Annotated in this window: 10 protein-coding genes and 1 pseudogene; 5 read left to right on the top strand and 6 right to left on the bottom strand. The window is 53.7% G+C overall.

Going from position 1 to position 14,574, the window contains the following annotated elements; all coding sequences use genetic code 11:
• Positions 1 to 178: 178 nt before the first annotated feature.
• On the bottom strand, positions 179 to 1,381 hold the full coding sequence (gene larC, locus MCON_RS03870; RefSeq protein WP_013718725.1) for a nickel pincer cofactor biosynthesis protein LarC: 1,203 nt from the start codon (positions 1,379 to 1,381) through the stop codon (positions 179 to 181).
• A 155-nt stretch (positions 1,382 to 1,536) separates the two neighbouring features.
• On the opposite strand from larC, the gene trkA reads away from it, so the two are divergent.
• Together trkA and MCON_RS03860 are read left to right on the top strand one after the other, a co-directional pair.
• On the top strand, positions 1,537 to 2,850 hold the full coding sequence (trkA, locus tag MCON_RS03865) for a Trk system potassium transporter TrkA (protein WP_013718724.1): 1,314 nt from the start codon (positions 1,537 to 1,539) through the stop codon (positions 2,848 to 2,850).
• Positions 2,851 to 2,933: 83 nt separating this feature from the next.
• A complete protein-coding gene (locus MCON_RS03860) occupies positions 2,934 to 4,502 on the top strand; it encodes a TrkH family potassium uptake protein (protein WP_048131845.1) in 1,569 nt (522 codons plus the stop codon).
• A gap of 13 nt (positions 4,503 to 4,515) precedes the next feature.
• On the opposite strand, the gene MCON_RS03855 is transcribed toward MCON_RS03860, so the two are convergent.
• Positions 4,516 to 6,381 carry an amylo-alpha-1,6-glucosidase gene (locus tag MCON_RS03855; protein WP_013718722.1) on the bottom strand — a complete coding sequence of 622 codons (1,866 nt, stop codon included), beginning with the start codon at positions 6,379 to 6,381 and terminating at the stop codon, positions 4,516 to 4,518.
• Positions 6,382 to 7,860 carry a glycoside hydrolase family 57 protein gene (locus MCON_RS03850; protein ID WP_013718721.1) on the bottom strand — a complete coding sequence of 493 codons (1,479 nt, stop codon included), beginning with the start codon at positions 7,858 to 7,860 and terminating at the stop codon, positions 6,382 to 6,384. It abuts the gene before it with no gap.
• Positions 7,861 to 7,997: 137 nt separating this feature from the next.
• Here MCON_RS03850 and MCON_RS03845 point away from each other — a divergent pair, with 137 nt between their 5' ends.
• Positions 7,998 to 8,846: a CPBP family intramembrane glutamic endopeptidase gene (locus tag MCON_RS03845; protein ID WP_013718720.1), complete on the top strand. Its 849-nt coding sequence runs from the start codon at positions 7,998 to 8,000 to the stop codon at positions 8,844 to 8,846.
• 313 nt (positions 8,847 to 9,159) lie between these two features.
• Here the strand turns inward: MCON_RS03845 and MCON_RS15570 are convergent, their stop codons facing one another.
• From MCON_RS15570 to MCON_RS15070, 3 genes are all read right to left on the bottom strand, one after another.
• Positions 9,160 to 9,453: a hypothetical protein gene (locus tag MCON_RS15570; RefSeq protein ID WP_013718719.1), complete on the bottom strand. Its 294-nt coding sequence runs from the start codon at positions 9,451 to 9,453 to the stop codon at positions 9,160 to 9,162.
• A 337-nt stretch (positions 9,454 to 9,790) separates the two neighbouring features.
• Complete coding sequence (locus tag MCON_RS03835; RefSeq protein ID WP_162144993.1) at positions 9,791 to 10,090, bottom strand: winged helix-turn-helix domain-containing protein; 300 nt, start codon at positions 10,088 to 10,090, stop codon at positions 9,791 to 9,793.
• Positions 10,091 to 10,861: 771 nt separating this feature from the next.
• Positions 10,862 to 11,380, bottom strand: coding sequence for a metal-dependent hydrolase (locus tag MCON_RS15070; protein WP_013718717.1), 519 nt, complete (start codon positions 11,378 to 11,380; stop codon positions 10,862 to 10,864).
• A 2,293-nt stretch (positions 11,381 to 13,673) separates the two neighbouring features.
• On the opposite strand from MCON_RS15070, the gene MCON_RS15065 reads away from it, so the two are divergent.
• Together MCON_RS15065 and MCON_RS03800 are read left to right on the top strand one after the other, a co-directional pair.
• A complete protein-coding gene (locus MCON_RS15065) occupies positions 13,674 to 14,273 on the top strand; it encodes an acylphosphatase (protein WP_013718716.1) in 600 nt (199 codons plus the stop codon).
• Between the two features lie 39 nt (positions 14,274 to 14,312).
• Positions 14,313 to 14,573, top strand: a pseudogene (locus MCON_RS03800) (UDP-N-acetylglucosamine 2-epimerase); the annotation flags it as partial.
• Position 14,574 lies beyond the last annotated feature (1 nt).

The raw sequence follows: 14,574 nt of genomic DNA, 5'->3' as shown, positions 1-14,574 counted from the left end.
AATCAATCTTACGACACTATTAATTACAAAAACTATATATATTAGGAATTACTACCAAGACTATATTAGTATAATGAAAAGGTTATTAGAATAAATAGAGAGCAGGGAAGAGGACACGCGGGCAGCATAGTTATAAAAAACCGCATAGATCAAATGGAAATCAAAGGGATGGCACGATTCATTTATCTGCTGCCCGCCAACCCAATTCTTCCGCTTTTTTAATGACCATGCGCAAGGGAACGCCTGCCTCTTTTGCAATCCTTCTGCAGTCCTCGTACTCCGCTTTGACATTGACCAGGCTGCCGTCCATCCGGCTGATCTTTATGGCAACGCTATAGGTCACCCCCGCGAGATTCAGGTCCACAGTTCTCTCTTCTCTCTCCGCCACAAAACGGTGCAGGCTGGGAAAGACCCTGACCCCTAAAGATCCCGTCTCCCTGACTATCATTCCCGCCAGCTTCGACATATCCTCGTGACTGCTTATCGCCCGGATGACGTTCCCGCTTCTCCCCTTCTTCATCACCGCGGGAATGACTGAGACGTCCAGCGCTCCCGCCTGCATGAGCTCCTCTATCAGGTGGCCCAAAACCTCGCCTGTGACATCGTCCACATTGGTCTCCAGCTGCACCACACGATCCTTTTGGTGATCCATCCCAGCCCCTCTGGTTGGAGATACGATCCTGGCCTTTAGCGCTCGCAGGAGGTTGGGGGTGGCCAGGTCTTTCTTGCCTGCGCCGTAGCCCACCCTCTCCGCCTGGATGAGGGGAAAGCGGGGCACGAACTCGTCCACCAGAGCCGCCAGTAGGGCCGCCCCGGTGGGAGTGAGGAGCTCATCGTCCACCGGCCCCCCCATCCAGGGGATATTATGAGCCCGCAGAATCTCCAGGGCCGCCGGCCCGGGAACGGGAAGGAGACCATGGGCCGACTGGACATATCCCCCACCGACGGAGATGGGCCGGGAGAGGATTCGATCCGCTTTCAGGCTGCTGGCAGCCTCACAGGAACCGGCTATATCAGCGAGAGCATCCAGGGCACCGACCTCATGAAAATGGGCCCGGCTCTTGGGCACATCATGGACCCGGCTCTCCGCCTCCGCCAGAATATCCAGGGCGGCAAGGGCTTTCTTCAGTGCCTTTTCCTGGAGGCTTGAGCTCTTTAGAATGGATACCGCCTCCTCCAGGGAATGATACCTCCGGTCCGAGATCACCTGGGCCCTGGTGGCAGAGATATGCCCCTTCTCCTGCCGGGAGACCTCCAGGGTGCAGCCCACCGACTCCACTGCCTTCCTAACCCTCTTTTCATCCGCTCCCAGGTCCAGGAGTGAGGCCATGATCATGTCTCCGGCTGCGCCGGCGCTGGGATCGAAGAGAAGGGCGAACATAGTTTAGTGCAGTCGCTCTGTCAATATATACAGATCGGCCGATCAGAGGACGGACGAAAGAAAAGGGCAAACGAATGGAAAACGCTTATAACAAGGATGGATCAATTCTTATCCTTGGATCTCCTTTGCGCCCTGGTTGATGTGGAGGAAACAAGATGCGTATCCTGATCACCGGAGCTGGCGAGGTGGGCTTTCTAATCGCCAGCGAGCTTTATGCTGACCATGATGTCACCGTCATAGATAAGGATCCCGATGCCTGTGCCAGGCTTCAGGACATGGATGTGAAGGTCATGCAGGGGAATGCCGCCAACGCCCGGCTTCTCTCCGAGGCGGATATCAAGAAGGCGGACATAGTCGTGGCTGCAACCGGGAACGATGAGGTGAATGTGATAACCTGCATCATAGCCTCTCATCTGGGGGTCAGGCAGACCATCGCCAGGGTGAGCAATCCCGAGTACATCGATCAGCCGGTCCAGGATCGAAAGGAGATCGGCATATCATTCATGATCTGCCCGGAACTGACCATGGCCGAGGATATGGCAAGCTCTCTTTATTTCTCATCCATGCTCATGAACCGGGACCTGGCCAACGGCCTGGTGGAGCTGGTGGAGTTCAAGGTAACAGCAGAGATGAAGATCCAGGGGCCGGTGGAGAATATCGTCCTCCCCAATAACTGCAACCTGATCGCCATAAACCGGGCGGGCCGGATAGCCATACCGAAAGAGGGAGACGAGATAAGAAATGACGACCACCTAATGCTGTTGTGCGACGCCAGGTCCCTTCCCGACCTGGGAAGCATGCTGCATGAATCCAAGACCACTCAGAAGGCGATGATCGTGGGTGGGGGAATGGTGGGCTTCTACCTGGCCAGCAGGCTGGAGAAGATGGGAATGGACGTCAAGCTCATCGAGAAGGATGCCGATCGTTGCGCTGAGATTGCGGACAAGCTCTCAGGAACCATGATCCTCAATGGCGATGGATCAGATCTCGCCCTACTTCAAGAGGAGGGGGCAGGCGCGATGGATGTGGTCTATGCTGTGACCGGCCTTGATGACAAGAACCTATTATGCTCCCTCTTGGTAAAGCAGCTGGGAGCCACGAAGATCCTCTCCCGGGTCAACAGGAACGTCTACATCAAGCTCTTCGAGATGGTAGGGGTGGACAGAGCGGTCAGCCCGGGGCAGGTGACTGCCGATGCCGTCCTCCAGAGGGTGATCGGCGGAGAAGAGGTCATCACACTGAGCGATGAGAGGATGGAGCTGGTGGATTTCATCGCCAAGCCGGGAGCGAAGATCGTGGGCAAGTCGATATCCAAAGAGCTTCCCAAGAACTCCCTTGCCGGCATGGTGATAAGAGACGGCGCGCCTATTGTCCCCTATGAGGACTTCAAGGTGTCAGCCGGTGATCGGGTGTTCGTGATGTCCATGCCGGACGCTGTCTCCAAGGTCAAGAAGCTATTCGCGGCATAATGAGCAGATCCTTTTTATAGGAACAGGAGACAAGTTGCGCTTTCAGGAGGATGCCCTCCGCCATTTTGGTGCGGCATTGCTTGATGAAATTCAGGGTGTTTCTGCGACTGCTTGCACAGCTGCTGAAGCTGCTGGCCATCTTGCTGCTCGTTCCGGGTGCGGTAGCTGCTGTTTATGCTGAGACGGGAGGGGTGATCGCCTTTGCTGCCACCTCCCTAATCAGCCTGGCCACGGGGATAGCCCTGGGAAGGCTGTCATCTGAGGAGGAGCCGGGATTAAGAGAGGCTTTTGCCCTGGTGGCTCTGGGCTGGATTGCCGTCGCTTTCTTCGGAGCGTTTCCTTATGTCTTCCTGGGGATGAGCCTGATCGATGGCCTCTTCGAGTCCATGTCCGCCTTCACCACCACTGGATCGTCTGTATTCACAGAGATCAATCACCTGGGATACTGGAAGATGAACCAGACCCTGGCCGATAGCAGCCTGGTGGCGGAGATGCAGATGCAACTGGTGAGGATGACCGGCAACTCCATCCTCCTCCGGATGAGGAGCGGCCCCGATGATACAATCATGGGGCTGCTCTTCTGGAGGTCATTTGCCCAGTGGCTGGGAGGGATGGGGATAATACTGCTCTTCGTGGCCATACTGCCCCGCCTGGGAGTGGCGGGACGGCAGCTTTACCGGGCGGAGGTTCCCGGCCCGGATAAGGAATCCATCAAGCCCAGGATCAAGCAGACCGCTCGCATGCTCTGGATGGTCTATATCCTCCTGACCCTGGTGGAGGTCGCCCTCCTCCTTCTGGCAGGAATGCCCCCCTTTGACTCGTTCTGCCATGCCTTCTCATCCATGGCCACGGGAGGATTCTCGCCCCGGGGTTTGAGCATCATGGCCTACAATAGCTGGATCATAGATGCCATCATCGTCCTGTTCTGTTTCCTGGCCGGGGCCAACTTCGCCCTGCACTACAGGATGATCACCTCCGACCGGAAGGCCCTGATCAGCGACACGGAGTTCCGGGCTTATGCCTTGATCATCCTTTTGGCCACGTCGATCATCATCCTCTGGGGAGGGCTGGAGGGAGACATCTACCAGAAGATTCAACTGGCTGGCTTCCAGGTGGTCTCGATCCTGACCACCACCGGGTTTGCCACTGCCGATTTCAATCAGTGGACCGCCACCGCCAGGATCACCCTCCTCTTGCTTATGATCATCGGGGCCTGTGCCGGCTCCACCGCAGGAGCAATCAAGGTTGTTCGATTGATACTGATATTCAAGAGCGCATACAGAGAGCTGATTCGCACTCTTCATCCCAAGGCGGTTCAGAGCGTCCGGCTGGGCGATATGGTGGTGAAAGAGGAGATTTTAAGGGCGAGCAATATCTTCGTCTCCATGTACATCATCATCTTTGCCATAGCCTCCCTCCTCCTGGCCATGATCTCCTACAGCGATCCGAAGATGGATATGGAGAGCGTCCTGTCGGCAGTGGCGACGACCCTGGGGAATGTCGGACCGGGATTTGGTGTGGTGGGGCCGATGTTCAGCTTTGCAGATATCCATCCTGCGGGAAAGATGCTCCTCATATTATGCATGTGGATCGGCAGGCTGGAGGTGGTGACCGCTATGGTCCTCTTCTTGCCAGAGTTCTGGAAAAAATGAATGGAATTTTTTACTATTCATCCCGCAGCTCTTCATAAGCTCTGAGAACCTCTCCCACCGACCAGGCCTGGGAGATGCAGCCACCGGGATTCTGGGGCAGGTCGCCATCGAAGACCTCGGGAATGGTGCCCATCCCTTCTGCCAGATCCAAGAGCGGCCTTAAAGCCTCCAATCCCTTCTCCCGCGTTTCGGCGGAGCGGCCGCCTACAGCCAGCAGAAGATCGATATAGGGGCCGATGAGCCAGGGCCAGACCGTGCCCTGATGATAGCTGCGGTCCCTCTCCTTGGGTTCTCCAGCATATCGGCCCGCATAACGGGGATCGCGGGGGGAGAGGGTTCTCAGGCCGAAGGGGGTGAGAAGATCTCGAGCTACCACCTCCAGGATGCTCCTTCTCATCACATCCGGCAGGAGATCGGGAACGATCGCCGCGAAGATCTGGTTGGGGCGGATGGAGGCGTCCTCATGGTCTATCACATCGAAGAGGCAGCCGTTCTCGCTGTTCCAGAATCGGAGGTAGCTTTTCTGGACCTTATCTGCGAGCTCGGGAATCTTCGGGTCCAGGGGCATGTCCAGGGCCCGGGAAAGGCTCTCTGTCCTCCTCAGGGCGGAGTACCAGAGGGCGTTTATCTCGCAGCATTTGCCCGTCCGGGAGGTGACCGGCCGGCCGTCCACTCTGGCGTCCATCCAGGTGAGAGCCGGGCCGGAATTGATCAGGCCGTCCTCATCTGCGCCGAAGTCATCGCCCGGTCGGGAGTATCTCTCAACCACATCCAAGAGCTTCGGCCAGAGCTCGGCCAGGAAATCCAGATCACCTGTTGCATCGAAATATCTGCTCGTCGCCTGAACAAACCACAAAGAGGCGTCCACGGTGTTGTAGGACCGGGCCCCGAGGTCGTTGGGCAGCACACCGTCCTTCATCGCCCCGGCAAAGGAGCTGAGGACCAGCCTTGCTGCCTCATATCGGCCGGTGGAGAGGAGAATGCCGGGCAGGGCGATCATGGCGTCCCTTCCCCAGTCATCGAACCAGTGGTAGCCGGCGATGAGGCTCAGAGCGTTGCCCCTCTTGACCAGGAAGCTGTCCGCCGCTCGAGCCAGAGGAGGAACGGGTGCCTTTAAGGATATCAGGCGTTCTCTCTCGCTCTCCTGATCCGCCCTCCAGTTGGCCAAGGAGCTCCTCCAGGTGGAGGCGATGATGGCGAACTCCGCCTCTCCGGATACATCCAGCTCGAAGCAGCCGGGGGAGAAGAGGTTCTCCTTCCAGCCCAGGCCCCGGCGGCGCTCCTCCTCGTACTCGAAGTTGCTGTAGACCCTCTCCTGGGGAATATATCGGGCCAGGTCGGAGAAGATGGAGAAACGGGTTTGGCTGAGGATTGTGGTTCCTTTGCCCCAGGTATTCTGGTGAAGTGGAGGAAGATCGCCGGCAGCATGGAAGCTGCGGTCGTGGATCAGGGGTACGATGCGGATCAATCCACGGTAGCCCTTGATCCTGTAGCTGATGATGGTGCTGTTCTCATTGCGGACCATGGAGACGGTCTTCTCCAGGGTTGTAGTGCCCATCTGATAGCAGAACCGGGGGAGGGGATCGGTCCAGAATCCCTGCAGGTGAGAGAAGCCCTGGGGATAGATCGCTCCGGGGTACTGATGATTGGCCAGTCGGAATTCGCCCAGCTCCTCGTCCAGGCTGGCGAGGAGCAGTCTCTTCCTTGCTGGAGGCTCGGTGGCTGCCACCAGAAGGCCGTGATAGGCTCTGGTGTTGCTGCAGTTTGCGGTCGATGAGGCATAGCTGCCCAGGCCGTTAGCCACCAGCCACTCCCGGGATGTCCCCTGGGAATAGTCGGCCGGCTGGAAGGGCTGAGGTTGAGCTGCTCCTACAGTCATTTAGATCACCTCTGTTGCCAGGGAATCGGCCACTGCCCGGAGAAGGCCCTTTCTCAGCCTCTCCCCCTTGAGCTTCTGCAATCCGGCCAGCTTTTCCGCCAGGGCGCTGTCGCCCAGGCTCTTCTCCGCCCAGAGGGCATAATCGCCGTTGGCATTATGGTACTCCAAAGAGGGGAGAGGGATTTTGTCCAGGATGGCCTCCAGGCCCATCAGTGTCCAGGCGGAGTCGCCTGTGAACTGGTCTATTCCGGTGGCAAACCGGAATGGGGAATCGGCCAGATGGGTCTTTCCCTTCAGGCGGCAGTGAAAGTCGGATAAGACGGCAAAGTAGGTTACAGCTGCATCATAGGGGGAGCCGTAGGGGCTGAAGTAGTTGTGCACCTCGGCCGGCCCTCCGCCGTGGGTGAAGATATAGTAGAGATGGTCGGAGAGGCCCAGAGTCCTCCAGATGGCCAGGAGGTCGGGATCGCGGCTCTCTCTTGCCGGTGCCTGGAGCCTCTTCTGCTGGATGAAGCAGGCATGCTGAAGGGCGTTTCCCAGCCAGCAGCTGGTGTTTCTCTCCAGGTCTGCCCAGGAGACGAAGCTCTCTATCGATAGCTCTCTTTCCGGGGGAATTGTGCTGGCCACCTCGCAGGGGGTGGCGAACTGAAGGTTCTCGTAGCGGAGGACCTGGTTTGGCAGGCTGCGGATGAAGTCGAAGATACCGGTATCGATCCACTGGTGCTCGCCGAAGGTCTCGTAGTCGCAGAAGATGTTTATGCACTTGCCTGGGGTCCTCGCCAGCCAGGAGGCGTATTTGTCTGCGGTGAGGGGGTACTCTTCCCAATTATGGGAGGAGAAGCGAAAGCCGATGTCATCGGTGAGCTGGTAGTTACGCAAGAGCAGAGCGATCTTGGTGTTTGGCGGGCGGTAGACGTAGTTGGGATCTGCTACCACCCCTTCGGTGAATATGGCCTTATAGCCCATCCGGTCTGCGATTTGGGCGATTTTGTCGCTGTAGATCAGCTCGGTGTTCTCAAAGGTCGTAGGCCGGAGGGCGAAGATGTCCCAGATCAGCTCCCGGTGCATCTTGATCTGCTCGATGTACTCCTGGGAATCGTCGTAGAGGCTGGCCAGGCTGTGATAGTAGGTCTGATCCAGCACCTCCACCATTCCAGTCTGGACCAGGTCGACAAAGGAGTCTAACACATCCGGGCGGTACCTTTGGCATTCCTCCAGGAAGACGCCTGAGAAACTGTAGGAGACCTTGAAGGATCTATTCGATCCCTGGAGCTTTTTTATCCCCTCCAGGATGGCCCGGTTCGCGGGCAGGTAGCATTTGTCGGATACTCGCTCGAAGATCCTCTTATTCTCTGGGCAATCGAAGTAGTATTTCCATAAATCAGGTACCACCTGCCGGTTCATGTAGCCGTCCCAGAAGAAATTCTTCTTCAGACGGATTGGCTGGTGGACCTCAAAAGAGAGGGAGACAAGGGTCATACTATATCATCAGGGCCGCAAATTATTTACATCCTTCGCATTATATCTGCCAAAGTCAGGGCTAAAGTATGCTGATTTTTTGGTACAGTAAGGTTCGAGGGAATCTATTAAATCTTTGATGAGAACATGGCAATTATATGAAGGCGCTGAATGCGGAGAGGTACTATCTCGACCTGCTGATTCCCGTATTTTTGATACTGTTGGCCGAGATTCTGATCTTCTACGGCAAGGCTGAAGCAGCGATGCCCATTCATGCCCTGAACCTGGTTTTTTTAAGCCTATCAACGATATTCGTCAACAACCGGACCTATCCAGCCCTAATGCTCTTGCCACTGTTCCGCCTTTTGAATGTCGCGATGCCAGTCTTCTTCCACCTGACCCTTTACTCCTATGTGCTGGTTTATGCGCCCATGTTCATTCCCATGTATATGATCTTGAAAGAGAGATTCATAACCGCAGAGGAGGCGGGATTGACCTTTGAGCGGTTCTGGTTCTTTCTGCCCGTTTCCATATCCATGGGACTGGCTTTGGGGTGGGGGGAGTATATGGTGATCAAGCCTCAAATGCTGGTGGTGGACAATGATCTCCAGCAAATGCTCATTTTAGCCCTGACCATGATCTTTTTTGTGGGTATTGTGGAGGAGTTCGTATTTCGGTCGTCTTTGCAGACTGTGCTCCAGGAGAGGATCGGTCTGATTGGGGGGCTGGTCTTGGCCAGTGTGATATTCGGGTTCATGCATAGCGGCTATCACCTGACACTGGAGCTCCTCTACGTTAGCCTGGCGGGGCTGGCTTTCGGGGTGCTCTTCTGGCTATCCAAGAGCCTGCCTATTGTCTCCCTGGCCCACGGGGTCACCAATATAGCGCTGTTCCTCATCGCTCCCCTCAAACCGGAGATCCTGCCGTATTTGATCATAGGCCCGCTATTCCTGTTCTTCTTTTACGCTTATGCTCTGGATAGGATAAAAGAGCGTATCGCGACTTGAATGGTTCAGGGAGAAAAGAGGATTGAGCGTCTCTGTGAACTCTGTGCCTCAGTGGTTAATAATCGTAGCTGAGAAATCAATCCTGGCGGTTTACGGGAATAAAACCACAGAGTCGCAGAGCGCACAGAGGACGAACGAACGGAGACGACTATCCCGGAAGCAAATACGCTATTCATTTCAAGCAGGAAGGTAATTTGGACCTGGAATTTAGGCTCCTCGCTAAAAACGCTATATGCAATAGAATGAATAGACTGCTATGAAGAGCTACAAAAGGTGCTATAAAAGAGAGATTGTATGCAGCAGCAGGGCTTATCTAGCTGCCGATAACCTCTACTACCTTGTAGCCCACAATTAAGAAGAATGTTAAGACCATGGGAACTATGGCGATGTTGAGCACCGTTGAAAGGCGCCTGTGCCAGCAGGATGAGGCAGAGAGTATCTCAGAGGCGCTTAGGAGAGCGATGAGACATATGACGCTCACAACGCTGATATCCGCGACACCCACCGTGGCAAATGTACTGACTGCCGAGGTTGTGCTCATTGTGCTGGTGGCGCTGGCTGTTGCGCTCATGGTGCTACTGACCGTACTCATCATCGACGAAAGCATATATTACATCTCTCCTTTTGGTTCTGCCCTGAGTATCCTACATCAATACTGGGTATCAACTATAGATAACATGTCAAGATGAGTATTTATAGATATCCCTTGTAGAGGGGAGAACTATAGCCAAAAAAGAGCTTTTGAAAGAGGAGGCACTGGGGCAGTTATGCCTATCAAGCAGCCTTGCACTAACGAATGATGCTGGCGGATATGTTACAGGAATTTTTGCATAAGATCCTCGCGGGAGGATAAACGCATCAGAGGAGGATAATTGGAAGAGAATTCGTCCGCAGGATAGTTGAATCATCATCGGCTCAGGCCTCGTGGATCCTTCTTGCTCCCTCTATATCTTCAGGCCTTCCATCAGCTTATGTAGCCCTTCCAGTCGATCTCTCATTGCCAGGCCCTTTGGCGTTGTTTTATAGATTCGCGGAGAGCCATCCTGGTATATCAGAAGATCGTTTTTCATGAGCACAGCGAGATATGCCTTGATGGAAGCAAAACTGATACTGCTTCGATAGACGATATTGGTGAGATTTTCCCCTTTTTCGCATATGTTCAGGATCTCCACTATGATCTGATCTTTGCTCCTGCGTGCCCGCATATAGTTCCCCCAAAGAGCCTCAAGCCCTCCCTTTCGCAATCGAGCTGCATGCATAAAAATGTTTCTTAATTATATTACTTATGATAAATCATTTTAAAATTTTCGCGCATTACAGGATGCTGCCGGGAATAGGGGAAAAGAACCACAGAGGCACAGAGGACGACGGATCCTTGAAAGGGGGCAGGGAGAGAAGAGGATTGAGCAGCTCTGCGAATTCTGCGGCTCTGCGGTTAATTTTGGAGTTGGGGAAGAATGAGGCAGTAATCGGTGGTTTACGGGAATAAAACCGCAGAGTCGCAGAGCGCACAGAGGACGAACGAACGGAGACGACTATTGCTAAGAAGCAAATATGCAATTCTTTTCAAGTACTGTAATAAAGATGAATTTCACGTCTCTGCGAACTCTGCGTCTCTGCGGTTAATAATCGTAGCTGAGAAACCAACCCTGGCGGTTTACGGGAATAAAACCACAGAGTCGCAGAGCGCACAGAGGACGACGGACATTGGAGAGGGACAGGGAGAAAAGAGGATTGAGCGGCTTTGCAGACTATGTGGTTAATTTGGAGCTGGGGAAGCATGAGGCAGTACCCGGTGGTTTACGAGAATAAAACCGCAGAGGCGCAGAGCGCACAGAGGACTACGGTCCTTTGAGGGGAATTGAGCGTCTCTGCGGTTGATTTGGAGCTGGAGAAGCATGAGGCAGTGCCCGGTGGCATCGGGGAATAGAATCGCAGAGGAACAGAGGCCATATTCTCTGTCTGAACTCACCCCCATAATTCAGCGAAGAGCCGGCTGCTGCCAGGGTCCCGATCTAGGCGGAGCCGGTGCCAGTGCCCTTCCCCTGCCTGCGCAAAAGCCTCTTGATTTCTGCCCAGATCAAGCCCCTCTTGAGATATACTAAGACGAGGATGTAGCCCAGGCCGAGCAACTCCGGGATGAGGATCTCCGGCTTCTCCAGGCCAGAGAGAAGGATCTGCAGGTAGCTTAATGTATCCAGGTATGGAGCTGGGGGAAATCCTCCCAGCAGAGGCCAGAGGAGGATGACTGGAGAGCTCCACATGGAGTCCAGGATGAGATGGACCAAGACCCCCCAGGTGAGGGAGGCCAATCTGATGTCTCGCAGGCGGAGGGAGATCGCTCCTAAGATGAGCAGGAAGAGAAGGGTATGGGCGAATGTCCTTCCCATGTTCGGTGTCCCGAATACGAGCAGGCCCAAAGGCTTGTCTATGATATCGGGGAGGATGGACCCCAGGGCGAGAAATAATAGGTCCAGCCGGCTATAGAGGCGAGCGGTGGCCAGGGCCAGGCCCACGTGGGCGAAGAGGAGCATTGGATGAAGGTCGGATGCGAAGGTATAAAACGATTTTGAGGTTTTTTTGCCCGGGCGCGGAGGAGGGATGAGCGGGGCCAAGGCCGGGGAGGGGAAGGAGAGCCAATTCTGTATGGGTGAGCTTGAATCAGAAATTCTCCGTATTTCTTTGCCTCTGTGGTGAACCGCTATGCATTGACCCAACCACAGAGGCACAGAGGACGACGGATCCTTGAAAGGGGGCGGGGAGAGAAGAGGATTGAGCAGCTCTGCGAATTCTGCGGCTCTGCGGTTAATTTTGGAGTTGGGGAAGAATGAGGCAGTAAGTTTACGGGAATAAAACCGCAGAGTCGCAGAGCGCACAGAGGACGAACGAACGGAGACGACTATTGCTAAGAAGCAAATATGCAATTCTTTTCAAGTACTGTAATAAAGATGAATTTCACGTCTCTGCGAACTCTGCGTCTCTGCGGTTAATAATCGTTGTCGAAAAAATAAAAAAAACTGTTGGTTGCGGGATAAAACCGCAGAGTAGAGATCGCACAGAGGACGACGGCCATTGGAGGTGGGCAGGATGGAATGAGGATTGGGTGGATCTGTGGAATCTGTGGCTGTTAATCTGAGCGGGGGAAGCATGAGGCAGTAACCGGTGGTGTACGGGAATAAAACCGCAGAGTCGCAGAGCGCACAGAGGACGGCGGACATTGGAGAGGGTAAGGGAGAGAAGAGGATTGAGCGGCTCGGTGGAATCTGTGGCTGTTAATCTGAGCGGGGGAAGCATGAGGCAGTAACCGGTGGTGTACGGGAATAGAACCACAGAGGCGCAGAGCGCACAGAGGACGAACGAACGGAGACGACTATTGCTAAGAAGCAAATATGCAATTCTTTTCAAGTACTGTAATAAAGATGAATTTCACGTCTCTGCGAACTCTGCGTCTCTGCGGTTAATAATCGTTGTCGAAAAAATAAAAAAAACTGTTGGTTGCGGGATAAAACCGCAGAGTAGAGATCGCACAGAGGACGACGGCCATTGGAGGTGGGCAGGATGGAATGAGGATTGGGTGGATCTGTGGAATCTGTGGTTGTTAATTGCAGTGGAGAAGTATAAGGGCAGTAGTGACGGCTCCCGCGACTGAAGTCGCAGGCATCTATGGTCTCTCGACCAACGCCATGCCGCCCCAGGGCGATTGTTTCATGGCTTCGACGCTCGCCGTTCCAGATTTTACGTACAGGACTTTCCTGCACAACCTCATATCGGGAGTTCTGAGATCTAGTTTGGCTGACCTACCTGATTCAAACTGATATTTGACGCGCTCAATCTCAGTTTAGTGCCAGATGTGTTTCAGTCATTCGGTGCATGAGGGGAATGGCAATCCTTGATTATAATTTTATAGATATCCTTTGATGAATGTTCCCAGTTAGATTGCGGATGGGGCAATATTGCATTATATTTTGTTTTTTTAATTCAATATCATGAGAGCTAGTAGTAATTCATGCCAGGATCAGATAGCGAATATGGTATAAACCCAAGCAGCCAGACAGCATAATTGACCGAAATCTTTTTTAATGTTGCTCGATCCCTTGGATACTAATCATCATCAGTAATTCAGCATAGTATTAGGGCCGGAGCTAGCTGGTCACCTGCAAGAATTACAGTTCTTAGCGGCAACGGCCTGCAGCAAGAGACAACCCAGGAGAGATGATTTACCAGGCAGTGCGCTGAATTGATGGATGGCTCCTTCTCCCGAGCATATCAAGGCGAAGTGGGCTTCATCCTGAGATGATAAGAGGCGCCTGCTATGTAGCGAAGGCTATTTAGATTTGGTGAACTTGAATCGCAAAAACTCTATATCTTCGTGCCTTCTGTGGTGGACCGCGATGCACTGACCCAACCACAGAGGCGCAGAGGAACAGAGGCTATAATCTCTGCCGGACCGCACCCGCATAATTGAGCGAAGAGCCAAATCCGTTATCGTTCAATCCGATCAAACCGATTTGCGACGATATAAACCACAAAGCTCACAAAGGGCACAAAGCCCCCACTTAAAGGATGATCAGGTCTCAATGGCCCCGAAGCAACCTTTGCGGAGTCCTTTGTGATCTTTGTGCTCTTTGTGGTTATAATCCGTTATCCGCAATCCAATCAAACCGATTTGCTATCAAATACAAATCAAAGGCGACAACTACCCATGACCATTGCAATCATCCTCGGGACCGGCCGGAGATCATCAAGATGGCTCCGGTGATCCGGGAGTGCCAGCGCCAAGATGAGAGCCACGGATAGAGCCAAATAGAATGAATGTGGAAATTGTAGATGACGATGAGGCTTACGGCAATTGTATCAGGCAAGGTCCAGGAAGTCGGCTACCGGGCTAGAGTGATAGATATCGCTAACGCATTCGGGCTCAGAGGCATGGTCGAGAACCCGAAGGACGGCAGGGTGAAGATCATCGTTGAGGGCGAGGATGAGAAGATCAAATGGTTTGAGAACGCAATTGTCATTAAAAATGCCCTGATCTCTGTCTCATCCATCGAGAAGAGCTACTCTTCCGCCAACGTGGAGTTTGAGAAATTTGGAAAGCTGGTGACAAAAGGCGAGACTGATACCAGGCTTGACACGGCAGCAGTCTATCTAAAAGAGCTGGTATCTGCGGTCAACAACATGAACGATAATCTGGGCGGAAAGATGGGCCAAATGCTTGGCAAGCAGGATGAGCTTCTTGACGAAGTCAGAAACATGAACGATCGCCTGGGCGGAAAGATGGATCAGATGCTCGATAAACAAGATGATCTTATTATCGAAGTCAAAGACGTGAACCGGAAGATGGATCGAGTACTTGAAACCGATATTGTCGAATTGAAGAGCGACATGGCCGAGGTTAAATCTGCCCTGAGAGCCAAAGGGATAATCTAAGCAAATTTAAAAAAAGACACAAAGCCCGCACGTGGTCTCCGGCTGGCGCTGACCGACTCTGGCGGAGTGCAAGAGGAGACATGCATCCTGGGCGTGCCCTGCGTGACGCTGCGAGATAACACTGAGAGGCCAGAGGCCCTGGAGGTAAAGTCCAACGTTCTTGCTGGGGCTGATGCTCTGCGGATGGTTGAGAATGCAAAGCGGATGATGCAGCAGGGGAATGGGTGGAAGAATCCGTTTGGAGACGGCAGAGCGGGAAGGATTATCGTAAATGATCAAGAGCCAATTAAGTATTCGTGAG

This window comes from Methanothrix soehngenii GP6 (assembly GCF_000204415.1).
Lineage (GTDB): Archaea > Halobacteriota > Methanosarcinia > Methanotrichales > Methanotrichaceae > Methanothrix > Methanothrix soehngenii.
The sequence above is the reverse complement of the archived record's forward strand: the minus strand, read 5'-3'. Positions and strand labels throughout refer to the sequence as shown.